A 23,171-nucleotide genomic window follows, 5' to 3' on the forward strand; every position below is an offset into this window, starting at 1 on the left:
CACCAATCTGGTCGGGCTATACCGCTGGCGCGGCTTGGGGCTGGTCCTGGTGCTGGGCAACGAGGGTGGTGGCCACCCAGAACGCGTCGTAGTTGTGGACATATGCCGGTTGGCCGTAGGGCTCGTCGAGCATTTCGGGGCACGGCAGGCAGCGGTTGATCACGAACGGGATCTGCAGTTCCCCGAGCGCGCCGTGCGAGCGGAGCGGCGCATCGAGTCCGCTGAGGTCGTGCCATTCGGCATACCGGCCCAGTGCGGTACCGGCGTCGGCGAGTAGCACGATGTCCCCGATGCGGTCGGGCGGCAGGCGGTAGAGGCGCGCGGCTTCATCTCGATCGTGGACTGCTTGGACGCCGTCGATGCTGCGCAACCGCGTCATCAGCGACTCGCGGTCGGCGCCGGGCGGCAGATGGATACTGGCGAATGAGCCGAGGGCACCGTGGTGGACGGTGTAGGGGTCGGTGATCGGCAGGATGACCCGAACCCCTTCGACGCCTGCGTTTTTGCAGGCGTCTTCGACGTAGACCACCTTGGGGGCGCCGGCCTGATCGGTCTTCGCGCTCATGCCGTGATCGGCGGTGAGCACCACGATCGCGCCCAGCTCGTCGAGTTGCGCGGCGTAAGAGTCGATCATCTCGTAGAACGCATTGGCGGTCTCGGTGCCCGGGGCGTGCTTGTGCTGGATGTAATCGGTCAACGACAGGTACATCAGGTCGACGTTGCGGGACTTGGCGATCGCCACGCCTGCCGCCAGTACGAATTCGGAGAGGTCGGCCGAGTAGACGTCGGGCAGATCCCTGCCTGCGAGTTCGAGGACGTTGTCGATGCCGTTGTCCGCCATCGTGGCCTGATCCGCCCGTTCCGCCGAGAAGCAGATACCCGTGCGGCTGGGGGCGACGAAGCCGCCGCCCGGGCCGGGGCCGTCTTCGACCAGCCCGGCACCGAGTAACCGACGCAGCTTGTCCTTGGCGGTGACCACGACGACGTCGAGGCCGGCTTCATTGGCGGCGGCGAAGAGGGTCGGTGCGCGCAGGAATCGCTTGTCGTTCATCAGCACTTCTTCACCGGTGGTGGTGTCGAAGATGTAGTTGCCGCTGATGCCGTGCACGTCGGGCGGGTGTCCGGTCGCGATGGACAGGTTGTTGGGGTTTGTCAGCGCCGGCAGCGCACAGTGCGCCTGCCAGGAGCTACCTGCACCGTCGAGTACCCGGCTCAGCCACGGCATCTGGCCTGCGTTCACGGCCTCCACGTGATAGGCGGGCTCGCTGCCGTCGATGCAGATCACGACGACCGGCACACCCGACGTGCGGTACGTCCGGTCATTGACACTGAATGAGTGGGAATCCACTGGCGCGCTCCTGTTGCGTACTCACAAGGATGAGATCGCCCGTAACAGTGCACGTGATCGGCGCCACACAGAACCCCCGATTTGGCTATGGAAGCCATAGCCGCGGGACGTGTCAGGCGGGCCAGGCAGAAATACCGTCGACAAGCGCCACGAACGCCTGCTCCGGAGGGGTCAGCACCCGGTCGGCCCGGCGCACCAGGTAGACCGTCCGACTGGGTGGTGGCGGTTCGACCGAGAGGGCCACGAGCAATCCGGAGACCCGCTCGCGGGCTGTTGAATGGTCCGACAACAACGCCAGTCCGAGGCCTGCGTGCACGGCTTCCTTGAGGGTGTCCGGACCCCACAGATCCCACTGCTCGGCCGAGTCGAGTTCCCACAGCCGTAGCGCGCTCTCCTGCTGGCGCCGGGTCGCCGAGCCCATCTCGCGCATGAGGAACCGTTGGTCGGCAAGGTCTTTCGGCCGTAGCGCCTGGCCGGCCAACGGTGTTCCGGCGGCCGCCACCAACACCATCTCCTCTTCGAACAGCGGTTGGGCCAGCAGCTGCTCCTCACGCGGCGTGTCCGCGCACAAACCGAGGGCGACTTCACCGCGCAGCAACCAGTTCTCGACCGTGTCCTCGTTGCCCACCCGGATCTGGCATTCGACCTTCGGCGCGGCCTCGGTGAACTCGGACACCAACCGGGGCAGCAGATACGTGCCCAGTGTGGTGGTGCCGGCCAGCACCAGGCGCCCGGACTCGAGTCCCTGAAGACCCGCCACCTGGCGTTCCAGGCTGGTCAGCAGCTCGAACACCTTGCGTGCGTGGTCGACCACCACATCACCCGCCGGGGTTGTCCGCGCACCCTGCGTGCTTCGTTGCACGAGGTGTACGCCGAGCGAACTTTCCAGGTTGCGGATGTGGTTGGAGACCGATGGCTGGCTCATGAAGAGTTTCTTGGCGGCGCCCGAGAACCCGCCAGACTCGACGACGGCGACCAGTACCTCCAGCTGCGTCAGGCTCACCACCATGCCGCCACATTAGTGGCCTACCGCGACGCCCTGACCGCGTCGGCGTCCTAGAGACGCTCGATGATCGTGACGTTGGCGGTGCCGCCGCCTTCACACATCGTCTGCAGGCCGTAACGGCCGCCGGTGCGCTCCAGCGTGTTGAGCATGGTGGCGAACAGCTTTGCCCCGGTGGCGCCGAGCGGGTGACCCAGCGCGATCGCGCCGCCGCTGGGGTTGACCTTGGCCGGGTCGGCCTTGAGGTCCTTCATCCAGGCCATCACGACGGGAGCGAAGGCCTCGTTGATCTCGACGGTGTCGATGTCATCGATCGACAGTCCGGTCTTCTCCAGCGCGTACTGGGTGGCCGGAATCGGACCGGTCAGCATCAGCACCGGGTCCGCCCCGCGAGCGCTGATGTGGTGGATGCGGGCGCGCGGGGTCAGGTTGTGCGCCTTGACAGCTTGTTCCGAGGCCAGCAGCACCGCGCTGGCGCCGTCCGAGATCTGGCTGGCCAGTGCGGCAGTCAGCCGACCGCCTTCGACCAGCGGTTTGAGGGTGGCCAGCTTCTCGAGCGTCGACTCACGCGGTCCCTCGTCGACACCGAAGTCCCCCACCGGCACGATCTCGTTGTCGAAGTGTCCGGCGCGGATCGCGGCGAACGCGCGCTGATGACTGTTGTAGGCGAACTGCTCCATCTCCTCGCGGGAGATGTCCCAGCGTTCGGCGATCAGCTCCGACCCGCGGAACTGGGAGATCTCCTGGTCACCGTAACGGTGCCGCCAGTTCTCGGATTCCGCTGTCGGAGTGCTGAATCCGAGCTCCTGGCCGACGATCATCGCCGAGGAGATCGGCACCCAGCTCATGTTCTGCATGCCGCCGGCCAGGATGATGTCCGCGGTGCCCGACATGATCGCCTGTGCGCCAAACGAAATGGCCTGCTGACTGGAGCCGCACTGCCGGTCGACGGTGACACCGGGAACCTCTTCGGGGTACCCGGCCGCCAACCATGCGTTGCGGCCGATGTTGCCTGCCTGCCCGCCGATCGCGTCGACGCAGCCGACGATCACGTCGTCGACCGCGCCCGGATCCACGTCAACCCGGTTGAAGATGCTGCGGAACGCGTGGACACCGAGGTCGATCGGGTGGACCTGGGCCAGCGATCCGTTCTTCTTGCCGATGGGGGTGCGTACGGCATCGACGACATAAGCCTGCGGTGTTGAAGCCATATCTAGTCTCCTTTGACCCTGTGAGCGGTGATCCCGCCGAGAACAATCGCGAGGTATTGCCTGCCGACCTCTTCGGCCGAGAGTGGTCCGCCGGGCTGATACCAGCGGACCGAAACCCAGGTGGTGTCGCGGATGAACCGGTACACCAGGTCGACGTCGATGTCCGGCCGGAACGACCCGTCTGCAACACCTTGATGCAGGATGTCGACCCACATCTTGCGTTGCTCTTTATTGCGTGCGTCGACGAACGCGAATTGCGGTTGTGAGGACAACCGCTTCGCCTCGTCCTGGTAGATCACCACCTGCGCGTGCCGGTGCTCGATGGCCTCGAACGATGCCAGGAACAGGCCCTTGAGGCGGTCGAGTGGAGTGGCCTCACTATCCACGATCTGCTGATAGCGCGTGAAGAGCCAGTCCAGGAAGTCCCGCAGCACCTCTTCGACCATTTGCTCTTTGGATTTGAAGTGGTGATAGAGGCTTCCCGAGAGGATGCCTGCAGAGTCGGCGATATCGCGGACTGTCGTCGCCTTCAGGCCGCGTTCGGCAAACATGGTCGCGGCGAGGTCAAGGAGCTCATCGCGTCTGCTTGCCGGCTGGGTGGGCGTATCCGGCGCCATGAGCACAGCATAGCAACCAAGCGCTTGCTAGGTCGAGCTCGGGCTCGGCGGCCAGCTGAGCGGCCGCGTCATGATGGTGCTCATGTGCTCGGAGCTGTCAGCCAATCCAACTGCCCACGCCCGCCACACCCGGGAGGTCTATGACCGATTGGCGCCGGTGTGGTCCGCCGCGACCGACGAGGGCCCCTTCAACGGAGGACTGGAACGGCCCGCGGTCCGGCAGCTGGTGCCCACCATTCTGGACGGAGCAGCGGTCCTCGATGCCGGCTGCGGTTCCGGCGCACAATGCGAATGGCTGCTGGACGCCGGCGCCGATGTGACCGGTATCGACCTGAGCCCACAGATGATCGAGGAGGCCGCGCGCCGCTGCACAGGGCGCGGTCGATTCGTCGTGGCCGATCTGGCCGAGCCGCTGCCGTTGGATGCCGGCACCTTCGACGGGATCACGTGCTCGCTTGCACTGCATTACCTGCGCGACTGGACCGTTCCGCTTCGATCCTTCGCCTCGGTGCTGCGTCCGGGCGGCTGGGTGGTGCTCTCCTCAGATCATCCGTTGGGCCCGCCACTGCCCGGCCAGCATGACGGGTACTTCGCCACCGAACTGGTGAGCGACACCTGGACCAAGAACGGCGTCGAGGTCACTCAACACTTCTGGCGCCGGCCCCTGTCGGCCGCTATCGCGGCATTCGCCGACGCCGGATTCGCCATCGACCGGATTGCCGAACCTCAGCCCAGCGCCGAGTCGCTCGAGAGGTGGCCCGATGCACTCACTGGAATCGTCGGAGTGCCGACCTTCATCGTGTACCGCTTGCTGAAAACTGGCGCTCGGTGAGGTGGCCCCTGCCACGCCGCGCGGACCAACTGCGGCAAGCCCGGCACAGCAGATGCTGCACCGGGCTTGACTCCGACTAGATCAGCAGGGCACGAGCGGCAGGCAGGGCCCGCGCCCCGGCGGTGGTGCGATACCGGGTCCTGGACCCGGGTTGAACATTCCCGGCCCGCCCGGGCCGGGCGGTGGTAGCCCCGGACCGCCCGGGCCGCAAGGCGCACCAGGTGGACACGGCGGAGGCGGTGCCGCTGCAGCGATGGCAGACCCGATTGTCGCTCCCGCACCCAGCGACAGCGCGACCAGGACTGAACCGACAGCCGCCCGGCGTTTTGTCGTAGACATTCTTCCACATCCTCTCGTTCTCAATATGTTTCACAAACCACCGCCGCGATCACGGCTAGGCGGCACACACATCGTGTCGAGGTCGGCTATGGCCGAGCTATGGTCCCACTATCAGCATCCTATGAATTCGAGACTGCCGGACACCTGCATGGCAGATCAGTAAACTTGCACGTGCTGGTCGAATCCTCATGTAGTGCAACGACATCTATCACATTCTCACTCGGTCGACCACGCCTGGAAATGCTCATGCTGTAGCTAGCGGCGTCACATCTTCGTAATGCACGATGTCCGGACAGCGCCCATGATCCCGGTTCCCTTGGTGCGCAATCGAGACACAGTTATGGTGGTATCCCCGTTGATCCTCACGAAGTTCCTCAGCGCAGCAGCGACTGGCGCCGCCCTGCTCAATGTTGCGACTGGTATTTCGCACGCCGAACTGGTTCCCGCCCCCGACGTTGTCCGCACGATCGACACGGTGGACGGCTGGCGGATGACGCTTGCGCTCACTGAAGTTCGAGTCGACGCGGTGCGCAATATGGCGGTCGCACCGCTCACCAAAGAGGGATACCTCAGTGGGCGGGTGACTCTCACCATAGAGGGCGAAGGTGCCATGCCCGTGACGACCGGACAATTGGTGCTCGGCGCACAACTCGGATGTCAGGTCGACGTAAGCGAGGGACTGGACCTCGGAGTGGATTTCGACACCGACCTCTTCGACGATGTCCCTGTCATCGGGCTCGGGCCGGACATCGGGTCGACACTACACTCGGGGGGAATCACGACCGTGGGTCTCGGTACCAAGTCGCTGAAGGGCCGGACCGCAACCATATCGGTCTTGGCGGCCCACGTATCGGTCGATGAGTGCGGCGGCGTAGTGACCGCCCGTCTCTTCACATCGGCCCAGATAGGTACCGACACCGCCGATGACAGCATCAACCTCTACAGCGCCGTGCTTCCACTCTGATGCGCACGAAGAGTTTCGGCGTCGTGCTACTGACCATGGCATCGATCGCCTTGAGTTCGGCCGGCGTCGCATATGCCGACGACGATGACGACGATGACTACAGTTCGCACCAGACCTCGGGTTCGGTCGAAATCTGGCCTCCCACAACGGTCCAGTGGCCACCGTTGACTCCGGCGGACCCATCCAGTTCTGACAAATCGCCGCCCATCCAGGTTCGTGAACAAATAGCTGGCCAATAGCCGGCTCTCACGTAACGCATAGCTCCCCACGCTTAGCTGGATGAACAGGAATCGAACGTCGGTGAAAGGGCCAAAATCTTCATGGGTGTGTTCAAACGGTTTGCGAAGACCATGCCGGTTCATCACGACCGCCGGCATGAGGACGTGCCCACCCAGCCCACCGGCTATCAGCAGACGGCGAGCCGCCTGCATTCCTTCAATCGGTATGAGATCAAATACCTGCTGGATGAATTCAAGGTCCCCACACTGCGGGCAGAACTGGCCGAGCACATGGGCTCTGACCCATATTCACCACACGGTGGGTACCCGGTGACATCGCTGTACTACGACACCCCTGATCTGCGCTTCTACTGGGAGAAGATCGAGGGCCTACGGTTCAGGCGCAAACTGCGCATGCGGATCTACGGCGAGCCTGCTGCGTGTACCGACGACACGTCGGCCCAGATTGAGATCAAGCAACGGGTCAACCGGGTCACACAGAAGCGACGGATCGCGCTGCCCTACGGCGTCGCACGCCGATGGCTGGACAACCGCCAAGAAATCCCGTGTGCTCCGGCTCAGCGCCCGTTCGTCGACGAAGTCACCACCCTTGTCGGCAACCTGGATCTGCGTCCCATCGTCACGACGGGCTACCTGCGTGAGGCGTTCGTGGGGCGTGACGCCGATCTCGGCCTGCGGGTGACCATCGATCACAAGGTGCACGGGCGCGACCGCGACTTCCACTTCGCCTCGAGCGCGCCGAACCGCTACATCATCCCACCCAAACTGGCGATCGTGGAGATCAAGGCCAACGAGCGAGTGCCCTACTGGGTTACCGATCTCGCCGCACGGATCGACATGTCGGTGGTCCGCATCTCCAAGTACTGCCAATCAGTGGAGGCCTTCGAGCTCGCACCTCGGTCCAGGTTCGGCACCCCGGAGATCATCGGCTATCAGCCTGAAAAAACGTCCGGGGATCCCGGCCTTTTCGGCGAGATCTCTACTGCTACCCGCTGATCCAGCACATCGCATACCGCTCCTTTCAGTCGACACAGAAAGCTAGAATGTGACCATCAATCTGCAGGACCTCAGCGGCACTTTCACCGTGTTCGACGTGATCGCCTCGCTGGCCTTGTCGTTCGTACTCGCAACGATCATCGGATGGGTCTACCGCTACACCCATAAGAATGTTTCCTACAGCCAGTCCTATGTGCAGACGTTGGTCATGGTGTGCATGGTGATCTCGGTGATCATGCTCGTCGTCGGCTCCAATATCGCCCGCGCATTCGCACTCGTCGGCGCGCTCTCTGTGATCCGATTCCGCAACGCCATCAAGGAAACCCGAGACGTGGGCTTCATCTTTCTGGCGATGGCGGTCGGTATGACCACCGGCACCCGGTTCTATGTCCTGGCGATCGCTGCCACAGTGGTGATCTGCTTGGTGCTGCTGATCATGTATCGCTTCAACTGGTTCAAGCTGGACGTACAGCGGCAGGTGGTCAAGGTTCAAGTACCGCCGGGACCCGAGTACGCCGCACGCGTGGAGGACGTACTCATCGAGTTCTGTACCGAATTCGAGTTGGTGTCAACGGAATCTGCTCGGTCGGGAGCACTCAACGAGCTCTACTACACGGCGCAGTTGAAGAAGGGCCGCAAGTCCGGTGAATTGATCGCTGCGCTGGGTGCAGTCAATACGGGACAGCGAGTGACAGTGCTGACCGGCTACGACCAGACCGACATCTGATGCCCGAACCGAATCGGGATGTTGGCGGCCCACCGCCAAAACGACGCTTCGTCCACCGCCTGCCGGTGCGCCTGCGTCAGCACTGGAAGCTGCTCGTATCGCTCGTCGCGGTTGCAGTGAGCCTGACGGTGGCCTTCGGCCAGACAACGATACGTCCGTACATCACCAGCGACACCGCGGTGATGGTTTCGGAGATCACCGACAACATCACTGGCACCGTCGACCTGTTCGACCCCACCGTGGCGCACACCCTGACCATTGACCTCACTCCTGCCGAGCACCACGACATGCTGTCGGCGTATCAGAAAGACGGCGAGAAGAAGTGGGTGACAGCCGACGTGACTGTCGACGACACCACGGTCAGCGACGTCGCCGTGCGGCTGAAGGGAAACTCCACATTGATGACGCTACGAAGCGACGGCAATCGGCCGCCCGGATTGCCGGAAGACGCCGAATTCGGTGCTGACTTCGTGCCCGATGAAGCCATGATCGCGATGAGCGCGTCCGCCGATGATCCGACGTCATTGCCGCTATTGATCAGCTTCGACGAAAACGCCGAAGGACGTGGCTACCAAGGACTGACCGAGCTCTCGGTGCGGCCGGGAACCCCGGTGTTGAACGAGTCGCTGGCGCTGTCGCTCACCGCCGAAACCGGCCAGCCCAGCCAGCGCTATGCCTATGCGCGGTACACCATCAACGGACGGACGACCACACGCCTACTCCTCGAGCACCCCGACGAGACCTACGCCAACACCCTGTTCGACTCCGACGGCTATCTGTACAAGGCGGACGCGAACTCACGTATGGAGTTCGTCGGTACCGACCAATCCGCTTACTCCGACCAATTCAAACAGATCAATTCCGCCGACAACGGCAACCTCCAGCCGATCATCAACTTCCTCGAATGGCTGGACAGCGCCGACCAGGAAGAGTTCGATGCGCACCTGTCTGATTGGTTCGATACCGACTCCCTCGCCCGCTACCTAGCTACCCAGAATCTCTTGGTCAACGGCGACGACATGGGCGGCCCAGGACAGAACTACTACCTGTGGTTCGACCTCGAAACCAAGAAGCTCTCTGTCATCTCTTGGGATTTGAACCTCGCCATGCACGGCGACGCCACGGCAGGGCCCGTAGAGAAGATACAGATGGGACCGCCTGGCGGTCTCGGCGCGAACATTCGTGCGGGAACGCAAACGGTCACGCCGGGCGCCGCAGGGCCCGGCCCAGCACACGACAACCCGCTCAAGACACGGTTCCTTGAATCAGAGAACTGGGCGGACGCCTACAACCGCGAGTACTGGGAACTGTACGACGAGATGTACGCGGATGGAAAGGCACATAACGTCCTGGATGAGATCCTCGCAACCATCCCGGAGACCGACGGGCTCAGCGAGCAAGAGCTCGCCACCGCAGCCGATTCCATGCACAAATGGATCGACGAACGGGTCACCGCACTCGACGACGCACGTGGGGAATGATCTCGCATGAATTCACAGTTGCCACATACGCTATAGACACTCGGCGCCTACAAATACTGCCTAAATTCGTTACGGCAACACAGAATACAACCGAGAGGAGTTTCAAGTTGTCCAATGGAAGGACATATCGGCGCAGCTTGGCCGGGGCCGCCGCGGTTTGCGGTGGCATCGCCTTGGCCGCGGTCGGCATCGGCCCGGCTGTCGCCAATGCGGCTCCGCCGCCGCCCCCGCCCCCGTGTGGCCCCCATGCGCCATGCCCGCCGCCACCCCGTTGATCACGAGGATGATGCCAACTGAATAGATAGGACGTGCGGCACGTGCCCCGACTCACACGTGCCGCACGTCCGATTTCTGTTGCCATCGAACAGAATCCCGAAGTTCATAGCTGGGCCATAGAGTCGCCATAGTCGGCTCCTAGGACGGCCCAGGACAATCTGAGAGTGCCGAAATCTGATGATTGCACGCCCGTTACACCTGCGCAGCCTACGGCGCCGGCGACCACACGGGCGGTAATGACTCGTGCCGACGGCAGCCCGATCAGAGTGCTTGTTGTCGATGACGAGCCAGGGCTGGCTGAATTGGTGTCAATGGCGCTGCGCTATGAGGGATGGCAGGTCTCGACCGCCGGAGACGGCGGCGCGGCAATCCGCCAAGCCCAGGCCTCTGCTCCCGACGTCGTGGTGTTGGATGTCATGCTGCCGGACATGAGCGGCCTTGAGGTGCTACGGAAACTGCGTGAAGCCAAACCAGGACTGCCGTTACTTCTGCTGACGGCCAAGGAGTCCCTTGAAGACCGTATCGCCGGGCTCGCCGCCGGCGGCGATGATTATGTGACCAAGCCATTCAGTGTCGAAGAGTTGATTCTGCGGCTACGCGCACTCATGCGGCGCACCGGAGTATCGGACGATACCGGGGCGGCGAAACTGGTTGTCGGCGATCTCGTCCTCGATGAGGACAGCCATGAGGTCACCCGTGGAGGGGACGAAATCCGCTTGACAGCAACAGAATTTGAGCTTCTCAGATTCATGATGCGAAATGCCAGACGGGTGCTGACGAAAGCCCAGATCCTCGATCGGGTGTGGAACTACGATTTCGACGGACGCTCTAATGTCATCGAGCTGTACATCTCCTATCTCCGCCGCAAGATCGATGCCGGCCGCACACCGATGATCCATACTCTCCGCGGATCTGGATATGTACTCAAAGCGCCCCGCTAACCGCTCCAAGTTGATCAGCTTCCGAAGACCACGCACCTGGGCGTTGCGGACCCGGCTGCTGGCAGTGCTCGTCGCACTCCTGGTTGTCGTCTGCGCCGGCATCGGAGCGGGGACATTGCTGGCGATGAATCGCTTTCTGCTCCAGCAGCTCGAGAATCAAGTCGTTGACGCGGCTACCCGGTCTGCGGGATTCCAGGGGCTGGGGCCACCGCCGTTCGTGCGGTACGCCGGTCCTGGCCCGATGTTCCTCGATGGACCCGGACAGTCGGTGGGCACGGTGGGCGCGCTGATCGTCGGGAATCATGTCACCGAGGCCGCAGTGATATCTGCCGATGGCACCCGTATTCAGTTGTCGACGAAGGCATTTCGCCAGCTCGCAGACATCACCGAAGGCAACTTGGTCCGGCTCGATCTCGACGGCCTGGGCGACTACGAACTGATCGGAATTCCGGCCATGGGCCAAGAAGGCCTCATTGTCGCCGGCCTACCCCTGACCACTGTGAACAACACCCTGCTGACGATTCTCGGGTTTTTCAGCGCGGTGGCAGCGGCTGCCCTGGTACTGGCCGCCGCGGTGGGGGTCTTGATCATCCGTCGTCAGCTCGTCCCGTTGTCCGAGGTCGCATATGCAGCACATCAAGTCGCACGGCTCGACCTCGTCCGCGGCGAAGTTCGCCTACCTACACCCGTGGTTCGGATCGACCCTGATGCGGCCCACACCGAGGTCGGGCAGCTCGCCGCGGCATTCAATCAGATGCTCGACCGGATCGCAGACGCACTGGCAATACGCCACGCCAGCGAGACGCGCGTCCGCCAGTTCGTCGCCGACGCCAGTCATGAGCTACGCACCCCACTGGCGTCCATCCGCGGCTACATCGAGTTGGCCCGACGCCGGCCATCCACCAGCCCAGAGGATCTCGCACACGCCATCGGTCGCGTCGACGCCGAATCCAAACGCATGACCCAACTGGTGGAGGACATGCTCTTACTTGCACGCATGGACGCCGGCCGGCCACTCGACTACGAGCTGGTGGACCTGTGCCAACTCGCGGTAGACACAGTCAGCGACGCGCACGTCGCCGGGCCGGAGCACCGTTGGTCGGTGAATGTCCCCGACGAACCGGTTCTGGTCGTGGGGGATCGAATGCGACTACACCAGATTCTTGCCAACCTGTTATCGAACGCGCGCGTGCACACGCCACCCGGTAGCCGGGTGAACGTATCGTTGTCACGCCCGGCCGACGGCCAAGTCCTCTTGGCTGTCACCGATAACGGACCCGGTATCCCTGAACGTCAGCAATCCGAGATCTTCGAGCGCTTCGCCCGCGGCGATTCATCCCGCTCCCGCCGCGCCGGCAGCACCGGACTCGGTCTGGCCATCGTCGCAGCGCTCACGAGGGCACACAACGGGACTGTTGAGGTCCGCAGTGTGCCACATGAAACAACCTTTGTGGTAACACTTCCCGCGATCTTGGCCGCGGACTAGGCGTGCTGGCTGGACACCGAGATCACTTCGCCCGTGAGGTAACTGGAGTAGTCACTGGCCAGGTAGGCGATGGTGGTGGCGATCTCCCACGGCTCGGCGGCACGGCCGAACGCCTCATCGGAGGACAGCCGGTCCAGCAGGGCGGCGTCGGCCGAGCGCTCGAGGAACTTGTGCCGCGCGATGCTCGGCGAGACCGCGTTGATCCGCACGCCGTACTCGACGGCCTCGACCGCACTGCACCGGGTCAGCGCCATCACGCCGGCCTTGGCGGCCGCATAGTGGGACTGGGAGTGCTGTGCGCGCCAGCCCAGCACGCTGGCGTTGTTGACGATGACGCCGCCGTGCTCGACGCCGCGGAAGTACCGCAGCGCCGCCCGGGTGGCCCGCATCACCGAGGTCAACGTGACGTTGAGGACGCGGTCCCATTCGTCGTCGGTCATGTCGACCAGCGGCGTCTCGCCGCCGAGGCCGGCGTTGTTGACCAAAACGTCCAGGCGGCCCGTCTTTTCGACCGCTGAGGTGATCAGCGCGTCGACCGCGTCGGTGGAGGTGACGTCGCAGACCACGGCCTCGACCCGGCCCAGGCCGAGCTCGGCCAGCTGGTCGCGGGTCTCGTTCAGACGCCGCTCGTGATAGTCGGACACCACGACGTCGGCGCCCTCCAGCAGAGCGCGTCGGGCGGTGGACGATCCGATGCCGGTACCGGCGGCGGCGGTGACCAGGACGACCTTGCCTTTGAGCAGGCCGTGGCCCTCGACCTCGGTCGGGGCGATGGAAAGATCGGTCATCCCTTGGCCTCTCGGGGTAGGCCGAGCACCCGCTCGGCGATGATGTTGCGCTGGATCTCGTTGGACCCGCCGTAGATGGTGTCCGAGCGGGAGAACAGGTACAGCCGTTGCCATTCGTCGAACTCGCCATTGTCAAGGGTGAGCCCAGCGGTACCCTGCACGTCCATCGCGATCTCACCGAGCTCGCGATGCCAGTTGGCCCACAACAGTTTCGACACATTATCTTGGCCGGGCTGCTCGGCATCCATAGTTGCCAGCGAGTATGAGCGCATGGCCGCCAAACCGGTCCAGGACCGGGTCAGCCGTTCCCGGATCAGCGGATCGTCGGCCGCACCGGTCCGTTTGGCCAGCTCAACCAGGTTGGAGTGCTCACGCGCATAGCGGATCTGCTGTCCCAGCGTCGACACCCCGCGCTCGAAAGTCAACGTTCCCATCGCAATCCGCCAGCCGTCACCTGGCGCACCCACAACCAGCGAGGCGTCGGTACGGGCGTTGTCGAAGAACACCTCGTTGAACTCGGAATCGCCGGTCAGCTGGATGATCGGGCGGATCTGGACACCGGGCTGGTCCAGTGGCACCAGAAGATAGGACAAGCCGGTGTGCCGCTTGGAACCCTTCTCGGTGCGGGCCACCACGAAGCACCACTGCGCCCAGTGCGCCAGCGACGTCCAGACCTTCTGTCCGTTGATGTGCCACTGTTCACCCTCGGCATCAAGCTCGGCCGTCGTCGACACGTTGGCCAGGTCACTGCCTGCGCCCGGCTCGGAATAGCCCTGCGACCACAGCTCGGTGACATTGCGGATCTTGGGCAGAAACCGCTGTTGCTGCTCGGGGGTGCCGTATTCGATCAGTGTCGGCCCGAGTAGCTCTTCACCGAGGTGGTTGACCTTGTCCGGCGCGTCGGCACGGGCGTACTCCTCGTAGAACGCGACCCGGTGCGCGACCGACAACCCGCGCCCGCCGTGCTCGACGGGCCACCCCAGGCACGTCAGCCCGGCGTCGGCGAGATGCTGATTCCACGCCCGTCGCTCCTCGAACGCCTCGTGCTCACGACCGGGTCCGCCCAAGCCCTTGAGCTCAGCGAACTCTCCAACGAGATTGTCTGCGAGCCACTGCCGGACCTCGGCCCGGAACTCCTGGACCTCTATCACCCTTGTAGGCTAACCTACCAAGCACTTGCTTTGTTAAGGGAGCATCGATGGCTTGGGGACACCACCCGCTCGCGGGGCAAGACCGCCGTACCGTTCCAGCGGTACTGGACCGGATTGCCGTGCAGTTTTCCGACCACGAGGCGCTGATCTCACCCGACCGGCGGCTGACGTATGCGGAACTGCGCGGCGACGTCCGGCGTGCCGCAGCCGCCATGATCGACCTGGGCGTAGACACCGGGGACCGCATCGCAATCTGGTCTCCGAACACGTGGCACTGGGTGGTGGCGTGCCTGGCCGTGCACTACGCCGGCGGCGTCGTCGTGCCGCTGAACACCCGGTACACCGCCAGCGAGGCCACCGACATCCTGGCCCGGACGGAAGCACCGTTGCTGATCGCGGCGGGCAAATTCCTGGGCGCGGACAAGACCGCCGAACTCGATCGCGGCGCGCTGCCTGCGCTGAACCACATCGTGCGGGTGCCCGTAGAACCGGACGACGAGGCCTCGATCTCGTCATGGGATGAGTTCGTCACCCGAGGTACCGACCTGGCGGCGGTCGACGTGCGCGCCGCCGCAGTGCAGCCCGACGATGTCTCCGACATCCTGTTCACCTCCGGCACCACCGGCCGGAGCAAGGGTGTCCGGTGCGCACACCGCCAGTCACTGGACGGCTCGGCCGCGTGGGCCGCGTGTGGCCAGGTCACCAGCTCCGACCGCTACCTGTGCATCAACCCGTTCTTCCACAACTTCGGTTACAAGGCCGGCATCCTGGCCTGCCTGCAGACCGGGGCAACGCTCGTCCCGCAGCTGACATTTGATCCCGAGCAGGCGATGAAAGCGGTTGCCGAGCACCACATCACCGTGCTCCCCGGACCGCCGACCATCTACCAGACCCTGCTGGACCATCCCCGCCGCTCCGCCTTCGACCTGAGCTCGCTGCGGTTCGCGGTGACCGGCGCGGCGGTGGTCCCGGTGGTGCTGATCGAACGGATGCAGTCCGAGCTGGACATCGACATTGTGCTGACGGCCTATGGGCTGACCGAGGCCGCCGGTTTCGGCACCATGTGCCGCGCCGAGGACGACGCGGTCACCGTTGCCACCACATGCGGACGTCCCATCGCCGATTTCGAACTCCGCCTGGATGGTTCGGGAGAGGTCCTGCTGCGCGGCCCCAATGTCATGCTCGGCTACCTCTACGATCCGGACGCCACCGCGGCGGCCATCGACGCCGACGGATGGCTGCACACCGGTGATATCGGGACGTTGGACCAGGCCGGAAACCTCACCATCACCGACCGGCTCAAGGACATGTACATCTGCGGCGGGTTCAACGTCTATCCCGCTGAGATCGAACAGGTGCTGGCACGGCTGGACGGCGTGGCCGAGTCGGCGGTGATCGGGGTGCCCGACGAGCGACTCGGCGAGGTCGGCAAGGCGTTCGTGGTGGTGAAAGCCGGGGCCGCGCTGGACGAGGACGCGGTAAGAACTTATGCACGTGAGCATTTGGCGAACTTCAAGGTGCCGCGTTCGGTGGAGTTCCTTGACGTGCTGCCGCGCAATCCGGGCGGCAAGGTGGTCAAGCCACTACTTCGGGAGAGGGTGTAATGGACCTGAATTTCGACGACGACTCCGAGGCGTTCCGCACCGAGGTCCGCGAGTTTCTCGAGCGCAACCGCGAGTCGTTCCCCACCAAGTCCTACGACACCCTTGAGGGTTTCGAGCAACACCGCCGCTGGGACAAAGTGCTGTTCGACGCGGGCCTTTCGGTGATCGCCTGGCCGAAGAAGTACGGCGGTCGCGACGCGACGTTGTTGCAATGGGTGGTGTTCGAGGAGGAGTACTTCCGCGCCGGTGCCCCCGGTCGCGCCAGCGCCAACGGCACCTCGATGCTGGCGCCGACACTGTTCGCACACGGCACCCAGGAGCAGCTGGACCGGGTGCTGCCGAAAATGGCCAGCGGCGAGGAGATTTGGGCCCAGGCCTGGTCCGAACCCGAGTCGGGCAGCGACCTGGCGTCCTTGCGGTCGACTGCCACGCGCACCGACGGCGGTTGGCTGCTCAACGGCCAGAAGATCTGGAGCTCCCGCGCGCCGTTCGGCGAGCGGGGATTCGGGTTGTTCCGCTCCGATCCGCAAGCCCAGCGCCACAAGGGTTTGACCTACTTCATGTTCGACCTGAAGGCCGAGGGCATCACCGTGCGCCCGATCGCCCAGCTCGGCGGGGACACCGGATTCGGGGAGATCTTCCTCGACGACGTGTTCGTGCCCGACAACGACGTGATCGGTGGCGTGAACGAAGGCTGGCGCGCCGCGATGAGCACGTCGAGCAACGAACGCGGGATGTCACTGCGCAGCCCGGCGCGGTTTCTGGCCCCGGCGGAGCGACTCGTCGCACAGTGGAAGGAAAACCCGGACCCGGTGTTCACCGACCGCGTCGCCGACGCCTGGATCAAGGCTCAGGCCTACCGGCTGCATACCTTCGGCACAGTCACGCGGCTGGCGAACGGGGGTGAACTGGGCGCCGAGTCGTCGGTGACCAAGGTGTTCTGGTCCGATCTCGACGTCGCCCTGCATCAGACGGCGCTCGATATGCAGGGTCCTGATGCGGAGCTGGTCGACTCCTCGACCGAGGGTCTGCTGTTCGCCCTGGGCGGTCCGATCTATGCGGGCACCAATGAGATTCAACGCAACATCATTGCCGAGCGGCTCCTCGGGTTGCCTCGGGAGGCAAAGTGAACTTCGAAATCGACGAACAGCAACGGGATTTCGCCGCCAGCATCGATGCCGCACTCGGCGCCGCGGACGTGCCTGCCGCGGTGCGGGCGTGGTCGGCTGGTGACACCGCGCCGGGCCGCAAGGTATGGGCACAGCTGGCCGATCTCGGAGTCACCGCACTGCTGGTGGCCGAGAAGTTCGACGGCATCGGGGCCAGCCCGGTCGACCTCGTCGTGGCGCTGGAGCGGTTGGGCTACTGGGCCGTCCCCGGTCCGGTGACCGAATCCATCGCCGTCGCACCCATTCTGCTGGCCGACGACGAACGATCCGCACATCTGGCCGCAGGCGAGCTCATCGCCACGGTGGCAATGCCGCCCCAGGTGCCCCGCGCCGTGGACGCGAACACCGCGGGCCTGATCCTGACCGCTGCCGACGGCCAGGTGAACGCCGCTACTCCAGGCGCCCAGCAGGAGTCCGTCGACCCTGCCCGAAAGCTGTTCGAGGTCACCCCATCCGGCACGGCACAGCCGGCCGATACCGCCCGCGCCTACGAGTTCGGTGCGCTCGCGGCGGCCGCTCAGCTGATCGGCGCGGCCCAGGCAATGCTCGATCAGTCCGTCGAATATGCCAAGCAGCGCACACAGTTCGGCCGGATCATCGGCTCGTATCAGGCCATCAAACACAAACTGGCCGACGTGCACATCGCCGTCGAACTGGCGCGCCCGCTGGTGTACGCGGCCGCGCTCTCGCTCGCGGACGCATCGCCGGACACCGCCCGCGACGTCAGTGCCGCCAAGGTCGCCGCCGCGGATGCCGCCCTGCTGGCCGCCCGGTCCGCGCTGCAGACCCACGGCGCCATCGGTTTCACCCAGGAACACGACCTGTCACTGCTCCTACTGCGGGTGCAGGCACTGCGCTCGGCCTGGGGCGATCCGACCTTGCACCGCCGTCGACTGCTGGAGGCCCTCCCGTGAGTGAAGAACGCGAACTACTGCGCCAAACCGTGGCGGCGCTCGTCGAGAAGCACGCGTCCCCGGAAGCGGTGCGCGCGGCGATGGAGTCCGAGCCCGGTTATGACGTGCGGTTGTGGCGCCTGCTGTGCGAGCAGGTCGGCGCCGCGGCCCTGGTGGTCCCCGAGGAGCTCGGCGGCGCCGGCGGTGAATTGTCCGACTCCGCAGTGGTTCTCGAGGAGCTCGGCAAGGCACTGGTACCCACGCCACTACTGGGCACCACCCTGGCCGAACTGGCGCTGCTCGCCGTCGATGAGACCGGCCCACTGGAGGGGCTTGCCGAGGGCACATCGATCGGCACCGTGGTGTTCGACCCCGAGTACGTCATCAACGGCGACATCGCCGACGTGATGCTCGCGACCGACGGTGAGAAGCTCAGCCGCTGGACCGCCTTCCTCGCCCAGCCCAAGGTCACCATGGATCTGACCAGAAGGCTCTCCTCGGTGTCGGCCGCGGAATCCGCCACGCTCGGCACCGACCCGGGCCTCGCCGACACCGCCGCCCTGCTGATGGCCGTCGAACAGATCGGGGCCGCCTCGCGCTGCCTGGACCTGACCGTCGCCTACACCAAAGACCGCGTGCAGTTCGGCCGTCCCATCGGCAGCTTCCAGGCGCTCAAACACCGCATGGCCGACCTCTACGTCAAGGTCGCCTCGGCCCGCGCCGTCGTCTACGACTCCATCGCCGACCCGACGCCGAGCGGGGCCGCCCTCGCACGCTATTTCGCGAGCGAAGCGCTCTCGGCCGTGGCCGCCGAGGCCGTCCAGATGCACGGCGGGATCGCCATCACCTGGGAACACGACATCCAGCTGTATTTCAAACGGGCGCATGGCAGCGCGCAGCTGCTCGGCCCGCCGCGTGAGCAACTGCGCCGGCTCGAAGCCGAGGTGTTCTAGCTGATATCTGCGCCGGCCAGCCATTTCTTGGCGATGTCGGCGAGATTCGCGCCGGTCGCAGCTTCGGCATTCATCGCCACGAGGTCCGCCGTGGTGAGTTTCGCCGATACCTCGTCGAGTGTGGCCGCCACGGTGTCGGTCAGCTTGGCCTTCTTGATCAGCGGTATGACGTTCTCCGCGGCGAACAGGGATTTGTCGTCGTCCAGCGCGACAAGGTCGTTCGCGACGAGCCCGGGATCGGTGCTGAACAGGTCGCCCGCCTGGATCTGACCGTTGGTCAGCGCCGTCATGGTCAAGGTGCCTCCGGCATCGAGGCTGACGAATTCCTTGAAGTTCAACCCGTACACGTCACGTAGACCGATCACGCCTTGCTTGCGGGACTTCCATTCCGCAGGCCCACCCAGCACGAATTCGCTTGCGACGGGCGCCAGGTCCGAGACCGACTTCAGGTGGTACTTGTCGGCGGTGGCCCTGGTCACCGCGATCACGTCCTTGTCTTCCGCGGGTGAGGGATTCAGCATCGTGATCCCGGCCGGCAACTTGGCTTCGAGTTCGTCGGCCACCGCTTCGGGCGTCGCGGCGGTCGAATCCGGATCAAGGTAGTGCAGGAAGGCGCCCGAGTACTCCGGCACCAGATCGATCGAGGTGTCTTTGAGCGCCGCGACGTAAACCTCCCGGCTTCCGATGTTGAGTTGTTCGACCACCTTCACTCCCCTGGCCTGCAATGCCTGCGAGTAGATGCTGGCGATCAGCTGGCTTTCGGTGAAGTCGGCGGAACCGATGATGATCTGGGATCCCGGCGATCCGGCGTTGTTCCCGTCTCCGGAAAGGGGGTCGCTTCCAAGGCCGCACGCCGACAACGCCAGCACCGACAGGGCACCCAGGGCTGCGAGCTTCCTGGCTTTGCGCATGTGTCTCCTAAGGTCAGCTAGGCGGCGGCCGGGACGGCAACGGGTGAACTGGATTTCGTCGCAACGCGCCGCAGTCCGGGCGACACGATGAGCCGTCCCAGCCAGGCGAAACTGAGTTCCAGAACGAGCGCAAGAACCGCGACGACGATGGCGCCGCCTGCCATCTCGGCGAAGTTCGCCTGCGCTCTGCCATCGAGGATGAACCGCCCGAGCCCTTGCAGGCCGAGATAGGCGGCAACAGTCGCGGTCGAGACGATCTGCAAGGTCGAACTCCTGATCCCGGAGATCAGGAGCGGCAGTGCGCACGGCAGCTGAACGCGCAGCAGAATCTGCCGTTTGGTGAAACCCATCCCCCTGGCTGCGCCAACGGCGTCCTGGTCGACGCTCTGAATTCCGGCGTAGGTTCCGGTGAGAATCGGCGGAACTGCCAGCAGCACAAGCACAATGATGGTGGGCAGCACGTAGACGAGCTTGCCGTCGACGACCGGGGCGATGACAAGGAAGAGCAGTACGAGCAGGCCAAGGCTCGGCAGGGCACGAAGGGCATTGGCGAACCCGGCGACCAACGCCTCACCCCGGCCGGTGTAGCCGATGAAGATGCCCAGTGGAACCGCAACGGCAAGCGCAACCAGCAGCGCGAGGACCGAGTACAGCAGGTGATAGCCGACCTGGATGGGGATGCCGTCCGAGCCGCTCCAGTGTGCCGGGTCGGTGAACCAGCCGACGATGTTCACGAGGTCACCGTCCTCTGCCGCCACGGGGTGGCGAGTTTGTTCAACCAGATGATCAGCCCGTCGAAGATGACGGCGAGCACCGCGCACAGCACGACACCGGTGATGAGCGGAACGTAGAGCCGCAGTTGGAATCCCTGGGTGAACAGCGATCCCAATTGCGGGATACCCAGCAGGGCAGCCATCGTGACGATGCTGACGTTGGACACCACCGCGACCCGCAGTCCGGCCGCAATCACCGGCACCGCGACGGGTAGCTCCACCAGTAGCAGTCGCTGCCAGCTGCGATATCCCATGGCCTCGGCCGCCGCCACCGTGTCGTGCGGCACGGAGGCGAGACCGTCCGCAACCACGCGGACCAGCAGGGCCACCGTGTAAAGCGTCAGCGCGACAACGATGTTGACCGGATCGAGGATCTTTGTGCCGAGAATGACCGGCAGCAAAATGAACAGCGCCAGCGACGGGATGGTGTAGAGCAGACCTGCCGTGCCGACGATGCCCGCGTATCCACGGCCGGACCGGTGCGCCCACCACCCCAGCGGCAGGGCCAGCAGCAGACCGAGGACGGTCGGCACCACCGTGAGCCAGGTGTGGCTGATCGTGAGCGCCACGATGCGGTCCAGGTTGGATGAGATCCAGTTCATGCGGTTCCAACTCCCCGGTCGCGGCGCTCCAGCCCGCCGATCCGAGTCTCCTTGGCACGCCTGATGGCGTCGATGACATCGTGGTCGGTGGCGGTGCCGAGCAGCACGCCGGATTCGTCGGTGACCACGCAGCGTCCGCTCGGGCTCGACAATGCCGAATTGAGCAGGTCCCGCAGAGGTTCGCCGCGACGGGCAGACGTTGCGCAGAGATTCACGTCGCCCTCACCGACATGTTCGCCTGACACCGTCGCGGTATCGACCCAGCCGATCGGTGCGTTGTCGTCGTCGACCGCGAGCACCCACCGCCCATTGGTGGAGGAAATGGTCGAAACCGCCTGCCCCACCGTGATGGTCGGCTCATCGGTGAGGTTGAGCAGGTCGTCGGGGTGGTGAAATCCGAGCGCCCGGTACCCGCGGGCCGACCCGACGAAATCGGCGACGAATCCGTCCTTCGGAGAAGCCAGCAGTTCGGCGGGCGTCGCTGCCTGGGCGAGCGTTCCGCCCTGCCGCAACACCACGACCTGATCCCCCAACTTCAGCGCTTCGTCGATGTCGTGCGTGACCATGACGATCGTCTTCGAGATGTCGGCCTGCAGTCGGAGGAACTCGTCCTGCAGCTGGTTGCGGACGATCGGGTCGACGGCGCTGAACGGCTCGTCCATCAACAGGAAGGGCGGGTCGGTCGCGAGTGCGCGGGCCACCCCGACACGCTGCTGCTGGCCGCCGGAAAGCTGCCATGGGTACCGTCGGGCGAATTTGGCGTCAAGACCCACCCGTTCGAGCAATTCCATTGCCTTGTGGCGGGTTTCCTTCTTGCCGCCACCCAGTAGTCGCGGCAGGGCGGCCACGTTGTCCACGACGGTGCGATGTGGGAACAGGCCGGCGTTCTGGATGACGTATCCGATCCTGCGCCGCAACGCGACCCGATCGAGAGTCGCAGTGTCGACCTCGTCGAGTTCAATCGTGCCCGAGCTGGGATCGATCAGGCGGTTGATCATCCGCATGGAGGTGGTCTTTCCGCATCCCGATGGGCCCACCAGAGTGGTGATCTTTCCGCTCGGTGCAGTGATCGTCAGCTGGTCGACGGCCACTGTGCCGTCCGGATACACCTTGGAGACGTTGTCGAATGTGATCATGGCTGTCCTTCTTCCGAGCCTTTGTCGGAGCCTGATTTCGGGGAACCACTCAGCTGCGCAGACACTTCCGCTGCCGCCGAGACCAGTAGTCGGCCATACTGCGCGGCATCCGACCCGGTGAGCCGGTAGCTCGGGACGACGATGCTCAGTGCAGCGACGATGCGCGCCTGCGAGTACAGCGGGCAGGCGATCGCCGTCACGTCGGCCTCGACCCCGCGTTCGATGACGATGTAGCCGTCGCTGTTGACCTCGCCGCGAAGCGCATGTCCCGCGGCCGATACGTCCAACGGAATGGTTCGCCCGACCCAGCTGGTGTGCCGGACCGAGTGGGTGCCCTGCATGATGCCGATGTAGAGCGCGGTTGCGGCGTGCCCCTCGACGGACAGATAGGCGGATTCACCGGTCTTCGCGACGAGCTTCTCCATCACCGGCCTGGCCAGATCGACCAACGACTCGCTGCTCAGCGCCGTGGCGCCGAGTTGGATGATCCGGCTCCCCGGGCGATAGATGCCCATCTCGTCCTTCGCGACAAAGCCTGTGTTCTCCAGGGTCCGTAGGAGTCGCAGCGCGGTGCTCGGCGCCAGGTCGCACTCCCGCGCACTGTCGGCGAGATTCGCGCTGCCGCGATCGCAGATGGCCGCGAGCAGGGCGAGCGCCCGTTCCACGGTCCTGGTGGGTGCCTCGACCAACCGTGATCTCCCTTCTGCCTGATTTCATTAGATGGAATTTGA

23 protein-coding genes are annotated in these 23,171 nt (G+C 64.6%); 11 read left to right on the forward strand and 12 right to left on the reverse strand.

Annotated elements, in window-relative coordinates; translation table 11 throughout:
• Positions 1-16: 16 nt before the first annotated feature.
• The 4 genes from phnA to kstR2 form a co-directional block, all read right to left on the reverse strand.
• A complete protein-coding gene (gene phnA, locus M1247_RS27690) occupies positions 17-1,348 on the reverse strand; it encodes a phosphonoacetate hydrolase (RefSeq protein WP_317159612.1) in 1,332 nt (443 codons plus the stop codon).
• Positions 1,349-1,460: 112 nt separating this feature from the next.
• Positions 1,461-2,357: a LysR family transcriptional regulator gene (locus M1247_RS27695; protein WP_317159613.1), complete on the reverse strand. Its 897-nt coding sequence runs from the start codon at positions 2,355-2,357 to the stop codon at positions 1,461-1,463.
• 47 nt (positions 2,358-2,404) lie between these two features.
• Positions 2,405-3,562: a steroid 3-ketoacyl-CoA thiolase FadA6 gene (gene fadA6 / locus M1247_RS27700; RefSeq protein ID WP_317159614.1), complete on the reverse strand. Its 1,158-nt coding sequence runs from the start codon at positions 3,560-3,562 to the stop codon at positions 2,405-2,407.
• Between the two features lie 2 nt (positions 3,563-3,564).
• Positions 3,565-4,179 (reverse strand): TetR family transcriptional regulator KstR2, encoded by a 615-nt coding sequence (kstR2, locus tag M1247_RS27705; protein ID WP_317159615.1) that lies wholly within the window; start codon positions 4,177-4,179, stop codon positions 3,565-3,567.
• A 157-nt stretch (positions 4,180-4,336) separates the two neighbouring features.
• Between kstR2 and M1247_RS27710 the strand changes: the two genes are divergently transcribed.
• The 4 genes from M1247_RS27710 to M1247_RS27725 all read left to right on the forward strand — a co-directional run bounded on the left by M1247_RS27710 (position 4,337) and on the right by M1247_RS27725 (position 8,276).
• On the forward strand, positions 4,337-5,011 hold the full coding sequence (locus tag M1247_RS27710; RefSeq protein WP_317159774.1) for a class I SAM-dependent methyltransferase: 675 nt from the start codon (positions 4,337-4,339) through the stop codon (positions 5,009-5,011).
• A 679-nt stretch (positions 5,012-5,690) separates the two neighbouring features.
• Positions 5,691-6,314, forward strand: a complete 624-nt coding sequence (locus M1247_RS27715) for an MspA family porin (protein WP_317159616.1) — start codon at positions 5,691-5,693, stop codon at positions 6,312-6,314.
• Between the two features lie 320 nt (positions 6,315-6,634).
• Complete coding sequence (locus tag M1247_RS27720; RefSeq protein ID WP_317159617.1) at positions 6,635-7,549, forward strand: polyphosphate polymerase domain-containing protein; 915 nt, start codon at positions 6,635-6,637, stop codon at positions 7,547-7,549.
• Between the two features lie 49 nt (positions 7,550-7,598).
• On the forward strand, positions 7,599-8,276 hold the full coding sequence (locus M1247_RS27725) for a DUF4956 domain-containing protein (protein WP_317159618.1): 678 nt from the start codon (positions 7,599-7,601) through the stop codon (positions 8,274-8,276).
• A 76-nt stretch (positions 8,277-8,352) separates the two neighbouring features.
• Here the strand turns inward: M1247_RS27725 and M1247_RS27730 are convergent, their stop codons facing one another.
• Positions 8,353-8,484 carry a hypothetical protein gene (locus M1247_RS27730; RefSeq protein WP_317159619.1) on the reverse strand — a complete coding sequence of 44 codons (132 nt, stop codon included), beginning with the start codon at positions 8,482-8,484 and terminating at the stop codon, positions 8,353-8,355.
• Positions 8,485-8,515: 31 nt separating this feature from the next.
• Here M1247_RS27730 and M1247_RS27735 point away from each other — a divergent pair, with 31 nt between their 5' ends.
• From M1247_RS27735 to M1247_RS27745, 3 genes are all read left to right on the forward strand, one after another.
• A complete protein-coding gene (locus M1247_RS27735) occupies positions 8,516-9,757 on the forward strand; it encodes a CotH kinase family protein (protein WP_317159620.1) in 1,242 nt (413 codons plus the stop codon).
• Between the two features lie 512 nt (positions 9,758-10,269).
• Entirely contained in the window at positions 10,270-10,974 is a 705-nt protein-coding gene (locus M1247_RS27740) for a response regulator transcription factor (protein WP_317159621.1), read from the forward strand.
• Positions 10,952-12,460 carry a sensor histidine kinase gene (locus M1247_RS27745; RefSeq protein ID WP_317159622.1) on the forward strand — a complete coding sequence of 503 codons (1,509 nt, stop codon included), beginning with the start codon at positions 10,952-10,954 and terminating at the stop codon, positions 12,458-12,460. Before M1247_RS27740 ends, M1247_RS27745 begins: the two co-directional genes overlap by 23 nt.
• Here the strand turns inward: M1247_RS27745 and ipdF are convergent.
• Positions 12,457-13,248: a (5R,7aS)-5-hydroxy-7a-methyl-1-oxo-2,3,5,6,7,7a-hexahydro-1H-indene-carboxyl-CoA reductase gene (gene ipdF / locus M1247_RS27750; protein ID WP_317159623.1), complete on the reverse strand. Its 792-nt coding sequence runs from the start codon at positions 13,246-13,248 to the stop codon at positions 12,457-12,459. The two genes, M1247_RS27745 and ipdF, sit on opposite strands and share 4 nt — an antisense overlap.
• Complete coding sequence (gene ipdE1 / locus M1247_RS27755; RefSeq protein ID WP_317159624.1) at positions 13,245-14,399, reverse strand: acyl-CoA dehydrogenase IpdE1; 1,155 nt, start codon at positions 14,397-14,399, stop codon at positions 13,245-13,247. The genes ipdF and ipdE1 overlap by 4 nt, the downstream gene beginning before the upstream one ends.
• Before the next feature lie 47 nt (positions 14,400-14,446).
• On the opposite strand from ipdE1, the gene fadD3 reads away from it, so the two are divergent.
• From fadD3 to ipdE2, 4 genes are read left to right on the forward strand one after another with little or no spacing between them, the layout of a single operon-like run.
• The gene (gene fadD3 / locus M1247_RS27760; protein ID WP_317159625.1) at positions 14,447-16,003 is read left to right on the forward strand and encodes a 3-((3aS,4S,7aS)-7a-methyl-1,5-dioxo-octahydro-1H-inden-4-yl)propanoate--CoA ligase FadD3; all 1,557 of its coding nucleotides are present in this window, start codon (positions 14,447-14,449) and stop codon (positions 16,001-16,003) included.
• Positions 16,003-17,133, forward strand: coding sequence for an acyl-CoA dehydrogenase family protein (locus M1247_RS27765; RefSeq protein ID WP_317159626.1), 1,131 nt, complete (start codon positions 16,003-16,005; stop codon positions 17,131-17,133). The genes fadD3 and M1247_RS27765 overlap by 1 nt, the downstream gene beginning before the upstream one ends.
• A complete protein-coding gene (locus M1247_RS27770) occupies positions 17,130-18,086 on the forward strand; it encodes an acyl-CoA dehydrogenase family protein (RefSeq protein WP_317159627.1) in 957 nt (318 codons plus the stop codon). Before M1247_RS27765 ends, M1247_RS27770 begins: the two co-directional genes overlap by 4 nt.
• A complete protein-coding gene (gene ipdE2, locus M1247_RS27775; protein ID WP_317159628.1) occupies positions 18,083-19,018 on the forward strand; it encodes an acyl-CoA dehydrogenase IpdE2 in 936 nt (311 codons plus the stop codon). The genes M1247_RS27770 and ipdE2 overlap by 4 nt, the downstream gene beginning before the upstream one ends.
• On the opposite strand, the gene M1247_RS27780 is transcribed toward ipdE2, so the two are convergent.
• The 5 genes from M1247_RS27780 to M1247_RS27800 are packed head-to-tail and all read right to left on the reverse strand — an operon-like array spanning position 19,015 to position 23,129.
• The gene (locus tag M1247_RS27780) at positions 19,015-19,929 is read right to left on the reverse strand and encodes an ABC transporter substrate-binding protein (protein WP_317159629.1); all 915 of its coding nucleotides are present in this window, start codon (positions 19,927-19,929) and stop codon (positions 19,015-19,017) included. The genes ipdE2 and M1247_RS27780 overlap by 4 nt on opposite strands.
• Positions 19,930-19,946: 17 nt before the next feature.
• Positions 19,947-20,657 (reverse strand): ABC transporter permease, encoded by a 711-nt coding sequence (locus M1247_RS27785; RefSeq protein ID WP_410506961.1) that lies wholly within the window; start codon positions 20,655-20,657, stop codon positions 19,947-19,949.
• A 2-nt stretch (positions 20,658-20,659) separates the two neighbouring features.
• Positions 20,660-21,304, reverse strand: a complete 645-nt coding sequence (locus M1247_RS27790) for an ABC transporter permease (protein ID WP_317159631.1) — start codon at positions 21,302-21,304, stop codon at positions 20,660-20,662.
• Positions 21,301-22,440: an ABC transporter ATP-binding protein gene (locus tag M1247_RS27795; RefSeq protein ID WP_317159632.1), complete on the reverse strand. Its 1,140-nt coding sequence runs from the start codon at positions 22,438-22,440 to the stop codon at positions 21,301-21,303. The genes M1247_RS27790 and M1247_RS27795 overlap by 4 nt, the downstream gene beginning before the upstream one ends.
• Positions 22,437-23,129, reverse strand: coding sequence for an IclR family transcriptional regulator (locus tag M1247_RS27800; protein WP_317159633.1), 693 nt, complete (start codon positions 23,127-23,129; stop codon positions 22,437-22,439). Before M1247_RS27800 ends, M1247_RS27795 begins: the two co-directional genes overlap by 4 nt.
• Positions 23,130-23,171: the final 42 nt, after the last annotated feature.

Source organism: Mycobacterium appelbergii (genome assembly GCF_032883035.1).
Taxonomy (GTDB): Bacteria; Actinomycetota; Actinomycetes; order Mycobacteriales; family Mycobacteriaceae; genus Mycobacterium; species Mycobacterium appelbergii.